This is a genomic window from Enterobacter cloacae complex sp. P47BA (genome assembly GCF_014930485.1).
GTDB lineage: Bacteria > Pseudomonadota > Gammaproteobacteria > Enterobacterales > Enterobacteriaceae > Enterobacter > Enterobacter bugandensis.
Map to the genome: position 1 here is coordinate 12766 of NZ_JADBRF010000013.1, position 20832 is coordinate 33597.

Genomic DNA, 20832 nt, shown 5'->3' on the forward strand with positions numbered 1-20832 from the left:
TCAGAAGAGTAGCTGCATTACCCACATTGAGAGCAGGGCGTTAATGACGCAGACGGTAATGATGTGCGGATAATACTTCGGGTTAACGCCTGCGGTGCCCAGGCAGCGGCCGGTGTTTTGCACCGGATTGCCCATCAGATAGATGGCGGGCAGCAGAACGGTGGCATCGTGGCCGTTGAGCGTGCCGGCAGCCACCAGGCTGGCGCAAACCCCCACGCCGCCGCCCATACTCATCACCGAGGCCAGCAGGACAGTTGCCGCCGCGCCCGGAAGCCCCCACAGGGCCATAATTGGCTCGCAAATATTGCCAACAATATCCAGCAGGCCGGTCACCTTGAGCGCCTGAATGATGACAAACGCCATAACCACGTTCGGCAGCAGGCTGGTAGTGGCGATGGTAAAGCCTCGGCGGGCGCCATCGATAAACATGTCCATGATATTTTTACGCGGCTGGGCGATCATTTTTTTCCTCCTGAATACGACGATCTTCCATGCGAGCGATCCACAGACGCAGGAGGTTCGCGCCAACAAATTTGAACATCAGTATGACGGCCAGCGGCGTGATTACCGGGACGGTAATAAACGTGAAGAGTGCGGCGCCGGAAGAAAAATAGTTGGTAATGATGGCGCTACCGCTGGTCTGGAAGGTGGCGAAAATGGCGCGCTCGCGATCGGTAATAGCCCCTTCGTCTGTCAACTCTTTGGTCATCCCTGCTGCGGCATCGGTATTTTGCAGGTTGGCGATGAGGGCCAGAGAGCAGACGCCCGGTACGCCAAGCAGCGGGCGCAAAATGGGCGTCATCAGCTGTTGCGCGGCACGCAGCCCGCCGAGCCCCTCGGTGACGGCAATGATCCCGAGCGATAAAATGACCGAAGGCGCCAGTTCAAGGGCAAATAAGAAACCGTCTTTCGCCCCCGTGCCGCCCTCACCGCGAAACGTGAGCGTGCCGTTCACCGGACCGAAGCTGCCGTTTAGGACGGTAAAATCCAGCACGCGCCACCATTCGGTACTTTTGGCGAAAAAGCCTGAGAAAAATACGATGGTGAGCACAAACGCCAGATAGCCCACCCATGTTACCTTTTCATCTCCTGAGGATGATGCACTCATGAAACCCCCTGTTTTAATCGCGTACAAAAGTTGTACGTCGCAACACTAAAAACGATCGAGGGCTAAAACACGATATCCCAAAGGGCATTATCAGAATTCATTTAAGATGTCGGAGGAGTGATGTACGGAATCCGGCTCGCAGAAATGCGCGGGGATTTTTCTTTTAGTCATCTTTTAGGTATAAGATTTACACACGGACAATTACTGTCCAGCTTATTGAAAACGAGGAATAACATGCGCGTAAAAGTCTGTGCAGGGATCGTAGGAGCAGCGTTGCTGCTGGCGGGTTGTAGCTCCAGCAATGAACTGTCGGCAGCGGGCCAGGGCGTTCGCTTTGTGGAAGATAAGCCAGGCAGCGAATGCCAGCTGTTAGGCACGGCCACCGGTGAACAAAGTAACTGGATGTCGGGTCAGCACGGTGAAGAGGGCGGCTCTATGCGCGGCGCGGCGAATGCCCTGCGTAACCAGGCTGCTGCAATGGGGGGGAACGTGATTTACGGCGTGAGCAGCCCGACGCAAGGAATGCTCTCCAGCTTCGTGCCAACGGCCAGCCAGATGAGCGGCCAGGTCTATAAGTGCCCGAACTGAGTTTACTTGCTGATGGCGCTGCGCCCCACCTCGTAGGGCAGGTAAGCGTAGCGCCACCTGCCTTTTAGCGCTGCCGCAGTTGCAAATCCAGCGGCGTCTTACTCGGCTCTCCGCCAATCTCGCGTGCCAGCTTCGGCACCATATAACCTGAAACCAGCGTTAACAGCTCGCGCATAATTTGTCGGGCTTCTTCATCCGTCACCATGAAATGCGCCGCGCCCTGCACGCGATCCAGTACGTGCAGGTAATAGGGCATCACGCCTGCGTCAAACAAGGCATTGCTGAGATCGGCCAGCACCCGGGCACTGTCGTTCACGCCGCGCAACAATACGCTCTGGTTGAGCAGCGTCACGCCCGCCTTACGCAGACGCGCCATTGCCGCGCGAAATTCATCGTCGATCTCGTTCGCGTGGTTGATATGGTTTACCAGCAGCACCTGTAGACGGGACTGCTCCAGGCGCGTGACCAGGGCGTCGGTAATACGCGCCGGGATGACAATCGGTAAACGGCTGTGAATGCGCAGACGTTTGATGTGCGGGATGGCTTCAAGCTGCGTCAAAAGCCAGTCCAGTTCATGATCTTTTGCCATCAGTGGGTCACCGCCGGAAAAAATAATCTCATCCAGCTCTGGATGGGCGGCGATATAGTCCAGCGCAACCTGCCAGTTGCGCTTATTTCCCTGGTTTTCGGCATACGGGAAGTGCCGACGAAAGCAGTAACGACAATTTACCGCACAGCCGCCTTTTACCAGCAGCAGGGCGCGATTGAGATATTTGTGCAGTAAACCCGGCACCACGCTGTTTTGCTCTTCCAGCGGATCGGTGCTGTAGCCCGGCGCTGTAATAAACTCATCCTGCGACGTAAGGGTTTGTTTTAATAAAGGATCGTCAGGGTTGCCTTTTTCCATGCGCGCAACAAACGCGCGGGGAACACGCAGGGCGAAAAGTCGCTTTGCCTCACGGCCAGCAAGCAACTCCGGATGCTGATCGAGGTCTAAAAGACGCAGCAATTCATCAGGACTGGTGATTACATCGGCAAGTTGCGATAACCAATCTTCTCTGGATGGGGTGTTTAGGGTTACAATATGCGCCATTTTGTGGCTTAGCTACCAGTTAACAAATTTAGAGGGCCTTATGGCAACGTACTATAGCAACGATTTTCGTGCTGGTCTTAAAATCATGATGGACGGCGAACCGTACGCGGTTGAAGCCAGCGAATTCGTTAAACCAGGTAAAGGCCAGGCATTCGCACGCGTTAAGCTGCGCCGCCTGCTGACCGGCACCCGTGTTGAGAAAACCTTCAAATCTACTGACTCCGCTGAAGGCGCTGATGTTGTCGATATGAACCTGACTTACCTGTACAACGACGGTGAGTTCTGGCACTTCATGAACAACGAAACCTTCGAGCAGCTGTCTGCTGACGCGAAAGCGATTGGCGATAACGCGAAGTGGCTGCTGGATCAGGCTGAGTGCATCGTGACCCTGTGGAACGGCCAGCCTATCGCCGTTACCCCACCAAACTTTGTTGAGCTGGAAATCGTTGAAACCGATCCAGGTCTGAAAGGTGACACCGCGGGTACTGGCGGCAAGCCAGCAACGCTCTCCACCGGCGCTGTGGTGAAAGTACCGCTGTTCGTACAGATCGGTGAAGTGATCAAAGTGGATACTCGCTCCGGCGAATACGTATCCCGCGTGAAGTAATTTACGTCATGATTCGAGGCGCAGCGCCCGCTGCGCCTGATTTTTGCAGGCAGGGATGATGAAACGTACCGTTAAAATTCTGCTTCTGTTAGCGCTCTCCAGCGTACTGCTTTCCGGCTGTAACACCGCCCGTGGCATGGGGGAAGATATCCAGGACCTCGGTCATATCATTTCTCACGCAGCCAGCTAAGTCCGTCTAATTTTCCTAAAATTGCTTCCTTTTCCGTCAATCGGCGGGATCTTGTCTATTCTTAAGTTGCTATACACAAAACAACTTTGGCTATAAAAGGAAGATATTATGGTTAAGAAAACAATTGCAGCGATCTTTTCTGTCCTCGTGCTTTCCTCCGTGTTGACTGCATGTAATACCACCCGCGGCGTAGGGGAAGATATCTCCGACGGTGGTAACGCGATTTCTGGTGCAGCAACTAAAGCTCAGAACTAATGAAGCATGGACGGTACGGCACGTGAGTTTCACCGTACCGTCAATTCTCTGCTTCCTGCAGGGATAAAAACGGTGAAAAGCGTGTATCCATATGCAGCTTCATGCGGATATTGCGTTTATAGGTATAAACCGTTTTTCCGTTAATGCTCAGGTGAGCGGCTATCTTTTGGTTGCTCGCGCCGTCCATCCATAACGTCAACACTTTCTCCTCCTGTCGTGTCAGCAAGGGGGCGGCCACCGTCGGGCGGTACGTGCTTGCGCGCGAAATTAACGCGTCATTGATAACCGTCGCGATTTCCTCAAGAGGGGCATTTTTCATTAGCGAAGACCAGACCGGGAAGTTCCCGAGCCAGATCGCCAGGTCCTTGTCCTCTCCCGATTGCAGCATAATAAAAGGTAATTTTTCGCTGGCGTTCAGCAAGGAAGAGAGTTGCTGGAAATGGTGAATATCCTGCCTGAAACCATGCAGGTCAGCGATGACCAGCTCAGGTTTCCATTGCAGAATGTGCTCCCTGGCGAGGAATAGATTGTTCAGCCCGGTCACAACGTAGTGCCCCGGGAACAAACCGGAATGATTGAGCCATGCTTCAAACCCGGTGCGGGTGAAGTGACAACGGTCAATCAAAAGAATCTTGAACATATTTTATTCGCAGTCGGCTAGTGGTTTGGCTTCCTGCCATCAGAAAGCACATCATCATAGAGAAGTCCGATGAGCTATAAATGCCTGAACTCCGCGCCATACTGCGGCTATTTCTGGGCTTAACGCATTCATCAGAAAATGATTGAAAAAAAATCACACGCTAACCAAAATATGGGGTGTTATCTGCCTTGCGGGACGACCCGTAAGTGCTTCCTTCATCGGGGACGGCCCCAACTGTTTTTAAGTTAAGGAGCCCGAGATGTCCTGGATTATTCTCTTTATTGCTGGTCTGCTCGAAGTGGTATGGGCGATTGGTCTCAAGTACACCCACGGATTTACCCGCCTGACGCCCAGCGTTATTACCGTTACGGCGATGATCGTGAGCATTGTTCTGCTATCGTGGGCAATGCGTTCTCTGCCCGTGGGAACGGCCTATGCCGTCTGGACGGGGATCGGTGCCGTAGGCGCGGCGATTACCGGCATTCTGCTGCTGGGTGAGTCAGCGAGCCTGGCGCGCATTGCCAGCCTCGCTCTGATTGTTGCCGGTATCATTGGGCTGAAGCTCAGTACCCATTAACGGGGCTGTTTTACCCAAATAAGTTTCGACACATCAAACCCCTGTCGGGTCGCGACGTCCAGCATCTGCTGTTTCATTTCTGACGAAATAGTTGGCGTGCGGGAAAGTATCCACAGATAGTCGCGATCCGGCCCGCAGACCAGCGCGTGACGGTACTCTCTGTCGAGTGCTATCACGTTATAGCCGCCATAAAACGGGCCGAAGAAAGAGACTTTGAGCGCGGCCCGTCGCGGGTCGCCAGTGAAGTAGGCTTTCCCGACCGACTGCTGCCACATCTCCCGATCGGGATTATAGCCCCTGTTGATCACCTGAATACCGCCATCATCCATTGGGCTGTAATTTGCAGTAACCTTCTCTAAGCCCTGCTCAAACCGATGGTCGAGGCGCGCGATTTCATACCATGTTCCGAGGAAGCGTTGAGCATCAAAAGGCGTGACGACGGTAACGCCAGGAGGTGGGGTAGGGGAACTGCAGGCCACCACTAAAAACGCGGCTGTCACCGCGGCGATAACAGGCAAAATGCGCATAGGAGTTTCCTTACTGTTTTTTGTTAAGTGTAGATGACGGCAAGGAAAATGTGGTTTTTGTGCGGTGTGTTTCGCCGGGTAAGCGCAGCGCTACCCGGCAATGTTTTACTGCAGCGCGTCGAGGATACGGTATGCCGCCTCAACTCGCGCCGGGTTCGGATAGCTTTTATTCGCCAGCATCACAATGCCGAGCTGCTTTTCAGGAATAAAGGCCACGTAGCTGCCAAACCCGCCGGTTGAGCCCGTTTTGTGCACCCATGAGGCCTTAACCGGGGGAACGGGTGGATTCACTTCTCTCGCAGGCAACGGTGCCAGCGCCACCTTGTTATCACTGCCTCCGACGACGGTTTTGGCATCGACCGGCCAGTTAAGCATCTCCCAACCTAACCCCTGATACATGGCACCCACGCGCCAGTAGCGAGACTGCGCCAGCGTAATGCCTTGCTTCAGGGGCGTATCCTGCAGTGCGTCAGGGGCCATATTGACCATCACCCAGCTCGCCATATCCTGCACGTTGGTTTTCACGCCATATGCCTCTGCGTCCAGCATGCCCGGTGAAACGTGGACCGCTTTACCGTCACGATATCCCCAGGCGTAATGCGTCTCCTCCGCTTTCGGAACGTTAATCCAGGTATGATCCAGCTTGAGCGGCTTAAAGACCCGCGTCGTCATGGCCTGCTCATAGCTCATGCCGGAAGGTTTGACCGCCAGCGCGCCAAAAAGACCGATGCTGGAGTTGGCGTAAAGACGCGTTGTGCCCGGCTTCCACTGAGGCTGCCAGTTTTGATAGAAGCGCAGCAGAGAAGCGTTATCTGTGACCTCATCGGGCACCTGTAAAGGCAGGCCACCGGCGGTGTAGGTTGCCAGATCCAGCATGCGAATCCCTTGCCACTGCTTGCCGGTCAGATCAGGCCAATATTTGGTTACCGGATCGCCCAGCGAAATTTCGCCGCGGGCAATAGCATCGCCCCCCAGCACGCCGGTGAAGGTTTTACTTATAGAGCCCAGCTCGAACAGGGTTTGCGGGGTGACGGGTTTGTTCGCCGCGATATCGGCCTTTCCAAAGGTAAAGTAGTGTGACTGGCCCTGATAAATCACGGCCACCGCCATGCCTGGAATACCCTGCGCTTTCATCAGGGGCGTAACGTTGCGTTCTACCACGTCAGCCAGCTGTTTTTCCGACATCGGCGCGGCGAGTACAGAGCAGGATGTGCTGAGCAGCAGGGCGCAGCAAAGGAATTTTTTCATCATCAATTATCTTCCATAATAGCAGGTCAAGGGAGTGTCCGGGCCCGGCAGACCGCTGTAGTCTGTTGGATTTGACTATGGCTGACAAACGGTTAAATTTAGCATGAGCTGTTAATTTTTCTAACGGATGGAACAATGACCCGCAGCTATCTTCCGCTTAATTCGCTTCGCGCCTTCGAAGCGGCCGCCCGGCACCTCAGTTTTACGCATGCAGCGATAGAGCTGAACGTTACCCATTCTGCCATCAGCCAGCACGTTAAGGCGCTGGAGCAGCATCTGAATTGCCAGCTGTTTGTCCGCGTCTCGCGCGGCCTGATGCTGACCACTGAGGGGGAAAATCTGCTGCCGGTGCTGAATGATTCATTCGATCGTATCGCCGGAATGCTGGATCGCTTTGCTAGCCAGCGCGCTCAGGAGAAGCTAAAAATTGGCGTAGTAGGGACTTTCGCCACGGGTATCCTGTTCTCTCATCTCGCGGACTTTCGCCGCTATTATCCGCATATCGATCTTCACCTTTCCACCCATAACAACCGCGTCGATCCGGCTGCTGAAGGGCTTGATTATACGATCCGCTACGGCGGTGGGGCGTGGCACGGCACCGAGGCGCAATTCCTGTGCCCTGCGCCGCTGGCGCCGCTTTGCTCGCCCGAAATCGCCGCCGTGCTCCAGTCTCCGGCCGACATCCTGAAGTTTACCCTGCTGCGCTCTTACCGACGCGACGAATGGTCGGCGTGGATGCAGGCGGCAGGCGAGCATCCTCCGTCGCCAACGCACCGGGTGATGGTGTTTGATTCGTCTGTCACCATGCTGGAAGCCGCACAGGCAGGTATGGGCATAGCCATTGCGCCTGTCGATATGTTTACCCATTTGCTGAACAGCGAGCGCATCGTGCAGCCGTTTACAACGCAAATTGATCTGGGCAGTTACTGGTTAACGAGACTGCAGTCGCGGGCTGAAACGTCCGCAATGCGTGAATTTGCCCAGTGGCTGGTGGGAAAGATGCAGAAATAAAAGGCCCGCCGGATGGCGGGCCAGAAGCGTCAGATAGTGACCACGGCAATCAGCGTCACCACGGTCAGGATGGTTGCCAGCCCGTAGAACACCCATTTACCGCTCGGCACATGGATTTTCAGGTCATGCATCGCATGGTGAATGCGGTGCAGGCCGCACCACAGCGGCAGGACGATCATCAGGAAGATGAACACGCGGCCAATAAAGCTGCTCGCAAACGCCAGCACGCGCTCGTAGCTCAGCGCATCGCCCGGAAACAGCCCCAGCGGCAGCATAATGCCGACCAGCAGGATGATCACCGGGGCGATGATGGCACTCCACATGCCGCCTGCGCCAAACAGGCCCCAGAAGACCGGCTCGTCTGAACGTTTTGGATTTGGATTGATCACAGTAGTCTCCTTACCAGAACAGTGCGACAAACAGAATGACAACAGTGACCAGGATCGTCACTGCCCATAGCCCTTTAATGACTGGCTCCGGCCCCATTTTTTCGTCTTTAATGATGATGTTTGCCGCTTTTGGCGCCAGTTCAAACCAGGTTTTTGTATGAAGTAGCGCCGCCGCGAGCGCGATCAGGTTCAGAACCACGATGATTGGGTTTTGCAGGAAACCGACAAAGTTCGCCCAGGTTTCCGGCCCGTGTTTAAGGGCAAAAACGCCATACATTAACTCAAGGCTGAACCAGACCGCCGGTACCGCCGTGCCTTCACGCAGCATATAGAAGCGATAAAACGGCAGGTTTTTCCACCAGGTGGACGGCACAGGCCGCACGTAGGCTTTGCGTTTAGTCGTCATCATGCACTCCTTAGCGTGGTTTCAGGGTAGCGATAAGAAAGTCTTTCGAGCTTTCCACTTTACCCTGCTGAATTGCGGCGGCCGGGTCGACGTGCTTCGGACAGACTTCGGAGCAGTAGCCCACAAACGTACAGGTCCAGACGCCGTTCTGGCCGTTTAGCTGCGCCATACGTTCTTTTTTGCCGTGGTCGCGGCTGTCTTCGTTATAGCGGTGCGCCAGGGTAATGGCGGCCGGGCCGATGAACTCCGGGTTCAGGCCAAACTGAGGACAGGCGGCGTAACACAGGCCGCAGTTGATGCAGCCGGAGAACTGATGGTATTTCGCCATCTGCGCCGGCGTCTGGGTGTTCGGACCCTGGTCCGGCGTGCGCGGGTTGCCGATGATGTACGGCTTAATCGCTTCCAGGCTTTCGATAAAGTGGGTCATATCGACCACCAGATCGCGCTCGATTGGGAAGTTGCCCAGCGCTTCAACCTTAATGCCCCTGGTGTAATCACGCAGGAAGGTTTTACAGGCCAGCTTCGGCACCTTGTTGACCATCATGCCGCAGGAGCCGCAGATCGCCATGCGGCAGGACCAGCGGTAGCTCAGGTCCGGCGCCAGGTTGTCTTTGATATAGCCGAGCGCATCCAGGAGGGAGGTTTGCTCGTCATAAGGCACTTCGTAGAAAGCGCTGTGGGGGGCGGTATCCACTTCCGGGTTGTAGCGCACCACTTCAACTTTCAATTTTTGCATCTCAGCCATTCGCCTTCTCCTTCTTCTCGGCGGCTTCTGCTTCTGCGCCATACACGCGTTTAGCCGGTGGCAGCGTGGTGATTTTCACGTCGCTGTAGTCCAGACGCGTGGTGCCATCCGCATCGCGCCAGGCGAGAGTGTGTTTCAGGAAATTGACGTCGTCACGTTCGGTGCAGCCTTCGTCCAGACGCTGGTGGGCGCCGCGAGACTCTTTACGCGCCAGCGCAGAGTGCGCCATACATTCCGCGACGTTCAGGCCGTGGCCAAGCTCAATGGTATAGAGCAGGTCGGTGTTGAAGACGCTGGAGGTATCGGTGATGCGCACGCGCTTGAAGCGCTCCTGAAGCTCCGCCAGCTTGTCGACGGTTTTCTGCATCAGTTCCGGCGTACGGTAGATACCGCAGCCTTCTTCCATCGACAGGCCCATCTCGTCGCGGATCTTCGACCAGTTCTCGTTGCCTTCCTGGTTCACCAGATCCTTCAGGCGTTTTTCAACGTCTGTGACCTGCGCATCCAGCGCCGCACCGTTTGCTTCGCCTGCGGTTGCCGCACGCTCCATGGCGCGCTCGCCCGCCATGCGGCCAAAGACGACCAGCTCTGCCAGCGAGTTAGAGCCCAGACGGTTGGCGCCGTGCAGGCCGACGGAGGAACACTCGCCCACGGCGAACAGCCCTTTAATGCGGGTTTCACACTGCTGGTCGGTTTCAATCCCGCCCATGGTGTAGTGCGCGGTTGGGCGTACCGGTATCGGCTCTTTCACCGGGTCGACGCCCACGTAGGCTTTTGCCAGTTCGCAGATAAACGGCAGACGCTCCAGCAGTTTCTTCTCGCCCAGGTGACGCAGGTCGAGATAGACCACGTCGCCGCGCGGCGTTGAGATGGTGTTGCCCTTGCGCCACTCGTGCCAGAAGGCCTGAGAAACTTTGTCGCGCGGGCCGAGCTCCATGTATTTGTTCTTCGGCTCGCCGAGCGGGGTTTCCGGGCCCATGCCGTAATCCTGCAGATAACGGTAGCCGTTTTTGTTGACCAGAATACCGCCTTCACCGCGGCAGCCTTCCGTCATCAAAATGCCGGAGCCCGGCAGGCCGGTTGGGTGATACTGCACAAACTCCATATCGCGCAACGGCACGCCGTGGCTCAGCGCCATGCCCATCCCGTCGCCGGTGACGATGCCGCCGTTGGTGTTGTAGCGATAGACGCGACCTGCACCGCCCGTTGCCATCACCACCGCATTGGCGCGGATCTGGACGAGCGTGCCTTCCATCATATTCATCGCCACCAGGCCACGTGCATGACCGTCGTCGACCAGAATGTCGAGTACAAAATGTTCATCGAAGCGCTGAATTTGTGGGAACTGAAGGGAGGTCTGGAAGAGGGTGTGCAGCATGTGGAAGCCGGTCTTATCGGCGGCGAACCAGGTGCGTTCGATCTTCATGCCACCAAAGCGGCGGACGTTAACGCTGCCGTCCGGACGGCGGCTCCACGGGCATCCCCATTGTTCCAGTTGGGTCATTTCCGTTGGGCAATGGTGCACGAAGTAGTCAACGACATCCTGTTCGCAAAGCCAGTCGCCCCCTGCAACCGTGTCGTGGAAATGGTATTCGAAGCTGTCATGATCCTGCGCGACGGCGGCGGATCCTCCTTCTGCTGCCACCGTGTGGCTGCGCATCGGATAGACTTTTGAAATCAATGCGATTTTAGCGTTCGGGTTGGCTTGTGCCGCAGCAATTGCAGCGCGTAATCCAGCCCCGCCAGCGCCTATTACGGCAAGATCGGCTTGAAAAGTTTGCACGACATTCCTCCAGATTTTTGTTTTCCCGCAATGCGATGAACTAAAGGACGTTCACCTGCCCGAACGGGCGATTGCGGAAGCGATTCCACTGCTCCTTTATGGGTATAACAGTATAACCGCGTAGTTGTGAGGGAAATTTGACGTGTTCGATTTTTTTGCTGTTCTGTGCGGTGATTTATCATCGTGATTGATGAATCGCATCACAAAATAATCCACGTAAATGAAATACGCGTTTTTACTGCGCAAAATTTGTCTCTGCCACTGCTAACGAGTAGACTTCGTGCCCTTGTCTGAAATCGGAGAAAAACTCATGAGCGAAACGGCCACCTGGCAGCCGAGCGCATCCATCCCAAATCTGTTAAAACGCGCCGCAATTATGACGGAGATCCGCCGTTTCTTTGCCGACCGCGGCGTCCTGGAGGTGGAAACCCCGTGCATGAGTCAGGCAACGGTAACGGATATTCATCTGGTCCCGTTTGAAACCCGTTTTGTTGGCCCAGGCCACTCCCAGGGCATGAATCTGTATCTGATGACCAGCCCGGAATATCACATGAAGCGCCTGCTGGCGGCGGGGTGTGGTCCGGTGTATCAGCTGTGCCGCAGCTTCCGTAATGAAGAGATGGGGCGTCACCACAACCCGGAATTCACCATGCTGGAGTGGTACCGCCCGCACTATGATATGTACCGCCTGATGAATGAGGTGGACGATCTGCTGCAGCAGGTACTGGACTGCTCAGAAGCCGAAACGCTCTCCTATCAGCAGGCCTTCCAGCGCCATCTGGAAATCGATCCGCTGTCGGCGGACAAAGCCCAGCTGCGTGAAGTGGCGGCAAAACTGGATCTGAGCAACGTGGCGGATACCGAAGAGGATCGCGACACGCTGCTGCAGCTGCTGTTCACCTTCGGCGTGGAACCGCAGATTGGCAAAGATCGCCCGACGTTTGTCTATCACTTCCCGGCAAGCCAGGCGTCACTGGCGCAGATCAGCACAGAAGATCACCGCGTGGCAGAGCGTTTTGAGGTTTACTACAAAGGCATCGAGCTGGCGAACGGCTTCCACGAGCTGACCGACGCGCGCGAACAGCAGCAGCGTTTCGAGCAGGATAACCGTAAGCGCGCCGCACGCGGTCTGCCGCAGCAGCCGATTGATGTTAACTTGCTGGAAGCATTAAAAGCCGGTCTGCCGGATTGCTCCGGCGTGGCGCTGGGCGTGGATCGTCTGGTCATGCTGGCGCTGGGCGCCGAGCAGCTGGGCGATGTGATTGCCTTTACGGTCGATCGCGCCTAAAGAATGGCCGGGTGGCGCTGTCGCTTACCCGGCATATAGTATCTGTGGCAATATTCCTTTCCATTTCTTCTCCGCAACATTAAAAACTGCCATTTTCTCTGTACACGGGTCTTTTTCTTAAATTGCCTCGTATAGCCACAATGTTAGTCTGGTCATCTGCTACCATCCGCGCAGTTTAATTCCTCTTCGGATGGTTATATGTCCCAGTCACTCAAAAAGATGACCCTCACCGGGCTCATTCTGATGATTTTTACGTCAGTTTTTGGCTTTGCCAACAGCCCGTCGGCTTTCTATCTGATGGGCTACAGCGCGACGCCGTTTTATATCGTTTCTGCTCTGTTCTTCTTTATCCCGTTTGCGCTGATGATGGCGGAGATGGGCTCGGCTTACCGGAAAGAAGAGGGCGGTATCTATTCATGGATGAACAACAGCATCGGCCCGCGCTACGCGTTTATCGGGACGTTTATGTGGTTCTCCTCCTACGTCGTCTGGATGGTCAGCACGGCGGCCAAAGTCTGGGTGCCGTTCTCCACGTTTCTTTTCGGCGCGGATAAAACGCAGGTCTGGTCTTTAGCCGGGCTGAGCTCCACGCAGGTGGTCGGAATTCTGGCGGTGTGCTGGATGGTGGTGGTGACGCTGGTGGCGTCAAAAGGCATCAACAAAATTGCCCGTATCACTGCCGTTGGCGGTATTTCCGTGATGTGCCTGAACCTGGTGCTGCTGCTGGTGAGTATCGCCATTCTGTGCCTGAACGGCGGACACTTCGCGCAGGAGGTGAACTTCGTTTCATCGCCTAATCCGGGCTATCAGTCCGGGCTGGCCATGCTCTCCTTCGTGGTATTTGCCATTTTTGCCTACGGCGGTATTGAAGCGGTAGGTGGGCTGGTCGATAAGACCGAGAACCCGGAAAAAAACTTTGCCAAAGGGATTATTTTTGCCGCCATCGTTATTTCCATCGGCTATTCGCTGGCGATTTTCCTCTGGGGCGTTAGCACTAACTGGCAGCAGGTGTTGAGTAACAATACCACTAACCTCGGGAACATCACCTACGTGCTGATGAAAAGCCTGGGAATGACGCTGGGTAACGCCATGCACCTGACGCCGGAAGCATCGGCCACCCTTGGGATCTGGTTTGCGCGCATTACCGGCCTGTCGATGTTCCTAGCCTATACCGGCGCGTTCTTCACGCTAATCTACTCGCCGCTGAAAGCAATCATCCAGGGTACGCCAAAAGCGCTGTGGCCAGCACGCATGACGCAGCTCAATACCGCAGGCATGCCTGCCAACGCCATGTGGATGCAGTGTCTGCTGGTGTGCGTGTTCATTCTGCTGGTGTCATTTGGCGGTGATACCGCGTCTGCGTTCTATAACAAGCTGACCCTGATGGCGAACGTGTCGATGACGCTGCCGTACCTGTTCCTGACGCTGGCGTTCCCGTTCTTTAAGGCGAAGCGGGATCTTGAGCGTCCGTTTGTGATCTTCAAAACTCGCGCGGCAACGCTGCTGGCGACCACGGTGGTGGTGCTGGTCGTGGCGTTTGCCAACATCTTTACCGTTATTCAGCCCGTGGTTGAGGCGAACGACTGGAACAGCGCGCTGTGGATGGTCGGTGGGCCAGTCTTCTTCTCGCTGCTGGCGATGGGGATTTATGAGAATTACCGCCGGCGCTCAATGGCGTACGTCACGGAAGTGGCGTAGCGGTAAAATGCCCCTCCCGAAAGGGAGGGGAGAACGATTACAGACTTCCCGCCGGGCGCGATCTTGCCGCCGACGTGAGCGTTTTACCCATCTTGCGTCCGTCCATGCTTTCCAGACGCATCTGGAACGGTGGGAACGGCATATCAATACCATGCTCGCGGAAGCCCGCCAGAATCAGCTGGTGGATCTCATGGCGCAGCGGCATGCGGTGTCCCATTTCGGCGGCGTAGATACGCAGTTCGAAAATCTGGATCCCCTGCTGTAAATCAACCAGGAATACTTCCGGCGCAGGGTTATCGAGCACCAGCGTACAGCGTTCAGCGGCGGTGTAGAGGATCTGCGTGACCTCTTCACTGTTGGCATCCGACGGCGCCGGTACCGTCAGCACCACGCGCGTGACGGAGTCCGACAGGGACCAGTTGATAAACTGCTCGGTAATAAATGCCTTGTTCGGCACGATGATCTCTTTACGGTCCCAGTCGCTGATCGTGGTGGCGCGGGTGTTGATCTTCGTTACGCTCCCGGTCAGATCGCGGATCGTCACCGTATCGCCAATGCGAATTGGCTTTTCAAACAGGATGATCAGGCCGGATACAAAGTTAGCGAAAATCTCCTGCATGCCAAAGCCAAGGCCAAACGTCAGCGCGGCCACCAGCCACTGCAGTTTAGACCACTCAATACCAATCATTGAAAACCCGACCATTCCGCCAAACAGCAGTATCAGGTATTTCGTAATGGTCGTAATGGCGTATCCCGTGCCGGGGGTTAAATCCAGATGCTGCAGCAGCGCCAGCTCCAGCAACGCCGGGAAGTTACGCACCAGCTGGGTGGTGATGATCAGCACCAGAATGGCAATCAGCACCGCGCCTAAGGTGATCGGCTCCAGGCTTTCAACGCCCTGCACCGTGGACGTCACGTCCCACAGAGAGATGTTCTCCAGGAAGCCAAACGCGGAATGAATTTCCGACCACAGGAAGATCACCGACAGAAGGGCAATCAGCATCAGGAGGGAGCGCACCAGGCGCAGAGACTGGGTACTGATGGCATCCAGATCCAGTTCGACCTCGTCCGCATCCATCGTGCCTTCCGTGCTGTTGACATGGGTTGGCTCTTCCTCGCCACGGGCACGCTGAGCGAGGATCTCTGCCCGGCGATGCTTGGCGCGGTCAAAGGCCAGACGGCGGCGCTGGATCAGCATCCCGCGACGGATCACGTGATACACCACCAGCAGCAGGAACCAGATCGCCACCGACGTTTCCAGTCGCGCCAGCAGCGCCTTCGAGGTTGCCAGGTAACCTACCGCCGCTGCCAGCATCGCAATCAGAGGAGCGCTCAGCAGCAGGTTCCAGAGCAGCCGGTTGAACATGTTATCGCCGCTGCCGGATTTATCCAGATAGAGCGGTATCCCCGCGCGTTTCAGGCTGAGCGTGACGATGGCCAGCGCGCCGCAGATCAGCATAAAGCAGAGGCGGCCCAGCGAGCCTGAGAATTCCCGGTCGTTGAGATTATCAAACATGATCAGCGCCATAATCAGCGGCACAATCAGCCCGATGCTCATCAGGTAATAGCGCATGGCCCGCGCCACGCGGTTACGAGGCCAGCCAAAGTGGGCGATGAACAGGCCGTTGGGTCGCGCGAACGTCGCGCAAATCATCACAACCCACAGCAACGGTACCGTGGCGGTGACGCCATCGCCAATGGCGACCGCGAGCGGATAGGGCCAGGCTTCCCGCAGGCCATAGCCAAGCGTCATCCACAGCACCGGTAGCGGAGAGGCGACGAGAATCGACCAGAACACGGTGCGCAGCGTCAGCCAGAAGTGATCCTGAGTGACTTTCCCCACCCGCGCGCTGGAACGCTCCAGGAAGCGGGTGAAATGTCTGCGCGAATAAATGCTGAAGCCCACCAGAACCAACGCGCCCAGCAGCGGGAAAATCGTCTCTTTACTGGTCAGCATCATCACGCTGGCCTGTCCGAGCTGGCTAAAGGTGTCGAGCGAAATCAGGCGGCGCAGATCCTGAACGATCTCAATTGGCCACGAGAAGGTCATTGGACGTACGTCGGATGTCCAGAAGAGATAACGGTGCGTCGCCTCGTTCACCTCTTTCAGGGCATCTTCCAGCTGGCTGTTGGACACTTTTAGCTTGGTCAGCTCAAGAATCAGCGTATCCCCGCCCTGGAGCAGTGAGTTCAGCAGTTCGCGCTGGGTGCGCAGCTGGGCTTCCAGAATACGGTTTTGCTCGCTGGTCAGAGGTTGTCCGTCAGCCTGACGGATCTGGCGTATTTGCGGCTGCTTATTGAGAAGATCTTCAAAGTGCAGTCGCTGCACGCGCAGCTGGGCCATCTCGGTATCCAGCTGCTGCGGTTTCGGCATTTCCGGCAGGCGCGCGACCTGGGCGCGTAACGCTTCGCCCAGCAGGTTTGATGACCCGAGCCACTGGGACTGCTCGCGCAGGGTGTTGAGCGCCTGGCGCACCTGCAGGGTTTGATTCGTCGCCTGACGCTGCTGGGAGGCAACCAGATCCATACGCTGCGCCTGCTGATTCAGGGCGGCAGAAAGCTCGCGGTTGACCTTAAACTGATCGACGATACCTTCCGGCAGATTGGCGCTGTTTTCCGCCAGCAGCTCGGTGCTTTCAAGCGCTCGCTCGGCTTCGCGCTGGCGCTGGCTGTTAAGCAAATTACGCAGGGCCTGAAGGTACGCATCCAGCTGCTCGCTCTGCTTCTGAGCGAGTTCAGAGCGCATCCGCGCCAGCTCCTGGCGGTTGTTGGCGGAAAGCTGCGCCAGCTCCAGCTCATCCACAAGGGCCTTCAGACGGGCAGATTCCGCCTGCAGACCCAGATTTTGCGCCTGAGCCTGCGGCGTGTTGCCGCTTTGCGTACCCACGCGGCGCTCAACGTCGTTAAGCTGGCGGCGGGCGTCGGTTTGCTGCTGCGGAAGCTGGCTGAGGGAGTCGGCAATTTCACGCGCTCGCTCCTGCTCCTGCTGAGCCTGGCGGCTCTTTTCCAGGAGCTGGCTGCTGACCTGCAGGATTTCCTGGTTCAGGGCGTCGGTGGTCATGCCTTCCGGCACTTCGCGGGGCTCATCGCGCAGATTAGCGAGCTGCGCGCGCAGCGTTTGCGAGAGTTTAGGGAAGTTGTCGATAACCTGCTGATACTGCTGAGCGCGCTCAAGCGAGCCTTTCCGCTCTTCAAGCGCGTTCAGTGCGGACTGGAGTGACTCAACGGTCTCTGGCTGAGCGGGTTTAGCCGCTTTCGCCTGCTCCAGCTCCTGGGTTATCTGTTTGGCGTCGGGGGCTGTCGCTGCGTACGCCCCCATGCTGAGGCACCAGGCCATCAGTAGAACGATAATCGGGCGCACGTCAGCGATCCTTCTGTTGTTAGCCTTCGTCTTTTTTGTCGTCAACCAGCGGACTGGCGTCGTGCTCGGCGTCGATCTCTTCTTGCGGCAGCGGAGCAGGTTCTGCATCCGGCGTCACGAAGGTTTCGGTAGAGACCGCCAGCGGCTGACCCAGTTTGGTGACCGACAGGCTTTCGAGCTGCTCAGCCAGCTTCACTTTGCCCGGCGCAAACAGGTTGATGACGGTAGAGCCCAGCTTAAAGCGACCCATCTCCTGGCCTTTCAGCAGGGCGACAGAGCCTTCTTCTTCACCGGCAGGCCACGTCCAGCGCTTGATCACGCCTTCACGCGGCGGGGTAATGGTGCCAGCCCAGACGGTTTCGATGCTGCCGACAATGGTCGCGCCCACCAGAATCTGCGCCATAGGGCCGAATTCAGTATCGAACAGGCAGATGACGCGTTCGTTACGGGCAAACAGGTTCGGTACGTTTTGCGCGGTCAGGTGGTTCACGGAGAACAGATCGCCCGGCACGTAGATCATCTCACGCAGGATACCGTTACACGGCATGTGTACGCGGTGGTAGTCGCGCGGTGACAGATAGGTGGTGGCAAAGGTGCCGTTGCGGAACAGGTCCGCCATCAGGTAATTGCCCGCCAGCAGCGCTTCCAGGCTGTAGTTATGGCCTTTCGCCTGCAGGATTTTGTCGTCTTCGATGTTACCCAACTGGCTGATCACGCCGTCTGCTGGCATCACCAGGACGTTAGGGTCGGTGTTCAGCGGGCGCACTTCGTCGCGCAGCGGGCGCACGAAAAACTCGTTGAACGTGCGGTAGCTGGCGGTGTCCGGCTTCTGCGCTTCTTTCATGTCGACCTTGTAATACTTAACGAAAAGGTCGATGACCAGTTTGGTCAGCCAGCCCGCGCGTTTGCTTGCGCCCCAGCCCGCCAGGCGAGTGAGCCACAGTTTTGGCAGAATGTATTGAAGCGAAAGTTTAAATGCGTTTAACAAGGTAGCCTCCAGGCCATTGTTTTGTCGTTCCTGATCCGGCAGTAAGCCGCCGGAACCTGAAAAAAGGGGACGATTTTAGCGATGCTTAGCTTAGTTGTCAGTTATCAGAATCAGAAAAGTTTTTACGCGTTTTTACCTGATCCATGCTCTCAAGAATGCGGTGGTAATTCTCGAAGCGGGTCTCCGCGATTTCACCTTTCTCAACCGCTTCGCGGATAGCGCAGCCTGGATCGTTATCGTGTTTGCAGTCGCGGTATTTGCAAGCGCCTAAATAATCATGGAATTCGACAAATCCATTAAAGATTTGTTCCGGCTCAAGATGCCATAAACCGAATTCACGCACGCCCGGTGAGTCGATCACATCGCCGCCGTGAGGGAAATGATAGAGACGTGAGGCGGTGGTGGTGTGCTGGCCGAGGCCCGAGACGTCAGACACATCGTTAGTGAGGATCTCCTGCTGGAGGCCGAGAAGGTTGTTTAGCAGGCTCGATTTCCCCACGCCGGACTGACCCGCAAAGATGCTGATGCGATTGGTAAGCGCCTCTTCCAGCGGTTTCAGTCCGTCTTTGGTGTAGCTGGACACCATCAGAACGCGGTAGCCAATCTTGCGGTAGATATCCATCTGCTCATTAACGAAAGCCATGCCTTCGTCATCCAGCAGATCGATTTTGTTCAGCACGATAATCGGTTCAACCTGCAGCGTTTCACAGGCGACAAGGTATCGGTCGATAATATTGAGCGAAAGTTCGGGCAAAATCGCCGATACGATGACAATCTGGTTAATGTTGGCGGCAATCGGCTTCACCCCGTCGTAAAAATCGGGACGGGTTAACACGGACGTACGCTCATGGACCGCTTCAACGATACCTTTTACCGTAACGCCCTCTGCCGCCTCTTTACCCGGTCGCCAGACGACGCGGTCGCCGGTCACCAGAGAACGAATGGTCCGGCGAATGTTACAGCGGTGGATTTCGCCATCGGCGGATTCCACGTCGGCGTGCATACCGAAACGGCTGATAACTACGCCTTCCGTTGGTTCGCCAAACAGGTTGTCGTCGTAATCGACCTTCTCCGAAGTGGTTTTAAGACGGCGCTGATGATTGGCATTCACGCGGCGCTGCTGCCCTTTGGAGAGTTTATTTTTACTCAATCGCACTGGCTCCTGGTCGCCCGTAAGGGGCAAAACCTCTATGATACACTCTAATTAATACTAGTTAACCTGCTACTGCCGGTTATGCGAGAAGGGTGGAAAATAACATGAGCGCGGATGAAAACAACCTGATTTGGATCGATCTCGAAATGACCGGGCTGGATCCCGAGCGCGATCGCATTATTGAGATTGCAACCCTGGTGACCGATGCCAACCTGAATATCCTTGCCGAAGGGCCAACGATTGCGGTGCATCAGTCCGACGACCAGCTTGCGCTGATGGATGAGTGGAACGTGCGTACCCACACCGGCAGCGGTCTTGTCGAGCGCGTGAAGGCGAGCACGCTGGGCGATCGCGAGGCGGAACTGGCGACGCTCGAATTTCTGAAGCAGTGGGTACCAGCGGGTAAATCGCCGATCTGCGGGAACAGCATCGGTCAGGATCGCCGTTTCCTCTTCAGGTACATGCCGGAGCTGGAGTCTTACTTCCATTACCGCTATCTGGACGTGAGCACCCTGAAAGAGCTGGCGCGCCGCTGGAAACCTGAAATTCTGGACGGCTTTAAAAAACAAGGTACGCACCAGGCGATGGACGATATCCGCGAGTCCGTGGCGGAACTCGCGTACTACCGCGAAAACTTTATTAAGCTGTGATTTTGAGATCCGGCACCTTGCGTGGCCGGGTTTTTGTCGTTAAATTGTTCAGCTTGCCGATTAAATAAGCACTTGAACTGAATTTCGAAAAAATCACTTTAAGGGGGGTTGCAGCTAAAAGGATTTCTCGTATAATGCGCCTCCCGTAACGACAGAGAATTACACGTTACGACAGCAACAAAAGCAGTACAGATTTGCGGGAATAGCTCAGTTGGTAGAGCACGACCTTGCCAAGGTCGGGGTCGCGAGTTCGAGTCTCGTTTCCCGCTCCAAAATTTGAAGGTGCTTCCACAGCACAGACTGCCCAAGCGGGAATAGCTCAGTTGGTAGAGCACGACCTTGCCAAGGTCGGGGTCGCGAGTTCGAGTCTCGTTTCCCGCTCCAAAATTTGAAAGTGCTTCTAAAGCACGGACCACCCAAGCGGGAATAGCTCAGTTGGTAGAGCACGACCTTGCCAAGGTCGGGGTCGCGAGTTCGAGTCTCGTTTCCCGCTCCAAATTCTTCTTCATCTCTAAAATATCCACAGC

Annotated in this window: 22 protein-coding genes and 3 tRNA genes; 12 read left to right on the top strand and 13 right to left on the bottom strand. The window is 56.0% G+C overall.

Annotated features, from left to right (window positions below):
- Together IM299_RS14175 and IM299_RS14180 are read right to left on the bottom strand one after the other, a co-directional pair.
- Nucleotides 1-462: a YjiG family protein gene (locus tag IM299_RS14175; protein ID WP_028015231.1), complete on the bottom strand. Its 462-nt coding sequence runs from the start codon at nt 460-462 to the stop codon at nt 1-3.
- Entirely contained in the window at nt 443-1108 is a 666-nt protein-coding gene (locus tag IM299_RS14180) for a nucleoside recognition domain-containing protein (protein ID WP_193357668.1), read from the bottom strand. Before IM299_RS14180 ends, IM299_RS14175 begins: the two co-directional genes overlap by 20 nt.
- A 234-nt stretch (nt 1109-1342) precedes the next feature.
- Here IM299_RS14180 and IM299_RS14185 point away from each other — a divergent pair, with 234 nt between their 5' ends.
- Nucleotides 1343-1696 carry a DUF4156 domain-containing protein gene (locus tag IM299_RS14185; protein ID WP_014882205.1) on the top strand — a complete coding sequence of 118 codons (354 nt, stop codon included), beginning with the start codon at nt 1343-1345 and terminating at the stop codon, nt 1694-1696.
- A gap of 64 nt (nt 1697-1760) precedes the next feature.
- Here IM299_RS14185 and epmB read toward each other — a convergent pair whose 3' ends face one another.
- The gene (gene epmB, locus IM299_RS14190; protein ID WP_028015233.1) at nt 1761-2789 is read right to left on the bottom strand and encodes an EF-P beta-lysylation protein EpmB; all 1029 of its coding nucleotides are present in this window, start codon (nt 2787-2789) and stop codon (nt 1761-1763) included.
- A 40-nt stretch (nt 2790-2829) separates the two neighbouring features.
- Here epmB and efp point away from each other — a divergent pair, with 40 nt between their 5' ends.
- The 3 genes from efp (at nt 2830) to ecnB (ending at nt 3841) form a co-directional block, all read left to right on the top strand.
- Nucleotides 2830-3396 (top strand): elongation factor P, encoded by a 567-nt coding sequence (efp, locus tag IM299_RS14195; protein WP_003855940.1) that lies wholly within the window; start codon nt 2830-2832, stop codon nt 3394-3396.
- 58 nt (nt 3397-3454) lie between these two features.
- Entirely contained in the window at nt 3455-3586 is a 132-nt protein-coding gene (locus tag IM299_RS14200) for an entericidin A/B family lipoprotein (protein WP_028015234.1), read from the top strand.
- A gap of 108 nt (nt 3587-3694) precedes the next feature.
- The gene (gene ecnB, locus IM299_RS14205; protein ID WP_003855942.1) at nt 3695-3841 is read left to right on the top strand and encodes a lipoprotein toxin entericidin B; all 147 of its coding nucleotides are present in this window, start codon (nt 3695-3697) and stop codon (nt 3839-3841) included.
- 40 nt (nt 3842-3881) lie between these two features.
- Here the strand turns inward: ecnB and IM299_RS14210 are convergent, their stop codons facing one another.
- Nucleotides 3882-4481 carry a LuxR C-terminal-related transcriptional regulator gene (locus IM299_RS14210; RefSeq protein WP_193357669.1) on the bottom strand — a complete coding sequence of 200 codons (600 nt, stop codon included), beginning with the start codon at nt 4479-4481 and terminating at the stop codon, nt 3882-3884.
- Between the two features lie 259 nt (nt 4482-4740).
- Between IM299_RS14210 and sugE the strand changes: the two genes are divergently transcribed.
- Nucleotides 4741-5058: a quaternary ammonium compound efflux SMR transporter SugE gene (sugE, locus tag IM299_RS14215; protein WP_006178944.1), complete on the top strand. Its 318-nt coding sequence runs from the start codon at nt 4741-4743 to the stop codon at nt 5056-5058.
- Here sugE and IM299_RS14220 read toward each other — a convergent pair.
- Together IM299_RS14220 and blaACT are read right to left on the bottom strand one after the other, a co-directional pair.
- Nucleotides 5055-5585, bottom strand: coding sequence for a lipocalin family protein (locus IM299_RS14220; RefSeq protein ID WP_028015236.1), 531 nt, complete (start codon nt 5583-5585; stop codon nt 5055-5057). The two genes, sugE and IM299_RS14220, sit on opposite strands and share 4 nt — an antisense overlap.
- A 105-nt stretch (nt 5586-5690) precedes the next feature.
- Nucleotides 5691-6836 (bottom strand): ACT family cephalosporin-hydrolyzing class C beta-lactamase, encoded by a 1146-nt coding sequence (gene blaACT, locus IM299_RS14225; RefSeq protein WP_193357670.1) that lies wholly within the window; start codon nt 6834-6836, stop codon nt 5691-5693.
- A 132-nt stretch (nt 6837-6968) separates the two neighbouring features.
- Here blaACT and ampR point away from each other — a divergent pair, with 132 nt between their 5' ends.
- A complete protein-coding gene (gene ampR, locus IM299_RS14230; protein WP_193357671.1) occupies nt 6969-7844 on the top strand; it encodes a LysR family transcriptional regulator AmpR in 876 nt (291 codons plus the stop codon).
- A gap of 29 nt (nt 7845-7873) precedes the next feature.
- Here ampR and frdD read toward each other — a convergent pair whose 3' ends face one another.
- From frdD to frdA, 4 genes are read right to left on the bottom strand one after another with little or no spacing between them, the layout of a single operon-like run.
- Nucleotides 7874-8233, bottom strand: a complete 360-nt coding sequence (gene frdD / locus IM299_RS14235; RefSeq protein ID WP_000609653.1) for a fumarate reductase subunit FrdD — start codon at nt 8231-8233, stop codon at nt 7874-7876.
- Nucleotides 8234-8243: 10 nt separating this feature from the next.
- Nucleotides 8244-8639 carry a fumarate reductase subunit FrdC gene (gene frdC / locus IM299_RS14240; protein ID WP_028015239.1) on the bottom strand — a complete coding sequence of 132 codons (396 nt, stop codon included), beginning with the start codon at nt 8637-8639 and terminating at the stop codon, nt 8244-8246.
- A 10-nt stretch (nt 8640-8649) separates the two neighbouring features.
- Nucleotides 8650-9384, bottom strand: coding sequence for a succinate dehydrogenase/fumarate reductase iron-sulfur subunit (locus IM299_RS14245; RefSeq protein ID WP_045261280.1), 735 nt, complete (start codon nt 9382-9384; stop codon nt 8650-8652).
- A complete protein-coding gene (gene frdA / locus IM299_RS14250) occupies nt 9377-11167 on the bottom strand; it encodes a fumarate reductase (quinol) flavoprotein subunit (RefSeq protein WP_028015241.1) in 1791 nt (596 codons plus the stop codon). Before frdA ends, IM299_RS14245 begins: the two co-directional genes overlap by 8 nt.
- A 310-nt stretch (nt 11168-11477) precedes the next feature.
- On the opposite strand from frdA, the gene epmA reads away from it, so the two are divergent.
- Nucleotides 11478-12455: an elongation factor P--(R)-beta-lysine ligase gene (gene epmA, locus IM299_RS14255; RefSeq protein ID WP_041911493.1), complete on the top strand. Its 978-nt coding sequence runs from the start codon at nt 11478-11480 to the stop codon at nt 12453-12455.
- 198 nt (nt 12456-12653) lie between these two features.
- Nucleotides 12654-14153, top strand: coding sequence for a glutamate/gamma-aminobutyrate family transporter YjeM (gene yjeM, locus IM299_RS14260; RefSeq protein ID WP_045261278.1), 1500 nt, complete (start codon nt 12654-12656; stop codon nt 14151-14153).
- Between the two features lie 37 nt (nt 14154-14190).
- Here yjeM and mscM read toward each other — a convergent pair whose 3' ends face one another.
- The 3 genes from mscM to rsgA form a co-directional block, all read right to left on the bottom strand.
- The gene (gene mscM / locus IM299_RS14265; protein WP_048957160.1) at nt 14191-17514 is read right to left on the bottom strand and encodes a miniconductance mechanosensitive channel MscM; all 3324 of its coding nucleotides are present in this window, start codon (nt 17512-17514) and stop codon (nt 14191-14193) included.
- Nucleotides 17515-17533: 19 nt separating this feature from the next.
- The gene (gene asd / locus IM299_RS14270) at nt 17534-18502 is read right to left on the bottom strand and encodes an archaetidylserine decarboxylase (RefSeq protein WP_028015245.1); all 969 of its coding nucleotides are present in this window, start codon (nt 18500-18502) and stop codon (nt 17534-17536) included.
- 97 nt (nt 18503-18599) lie between these two features.
- A complete protein-coding gene (gene rsgA / locus IM299_RS14275) occupies nt 18600-19652 on the bottom strand; it encodes a small ribosomal subunit biogenesis GTPase RsgA (RefSeq protein ID WP_193357672.1) in 1053 nt (350 codons plus the stop codon).
- A gap of 107 nt (nt 19653-19759) precedes the next feature.
- On the opposite strand from rsgA, the gene orn reads away from it, so the two are divergent.
- From orn to IM299_RS14295, 4 genes are all read left to right on the top strand, one after another.
- On the top strand, nt 19760-20305 hold the full coding sequence (gene orn / locus IM299_RS14280) for an oligoribonuclease (RefSeq protein WP_193052622.1): 546 nt from the start codon (nt 19760-19762) through the stop codon (nt 20303-20305).
- 196 nt (nt 20306-20501) lie between these two features.
- Nucleotides 20502-20577, top strand: a tRNA-Gly gene (locus IM299_RS14285).
- Nucleotides 20578-20613: 36 nt separating this feature from the next.
- Nucleotides 20614-20689, top strand: a tRNA-Gly gene (locus tag IM299_RS14290).
- A 36-nt stretch (nt 20690-20725) separates the two neighbouring features.
- A tRNA-Gly gene (locus IM299_RS14295) sits at nt 20726-20801 on the top strand.
- Nucleotides 20802-20832 lie beyond the last annotated feature (31 nt).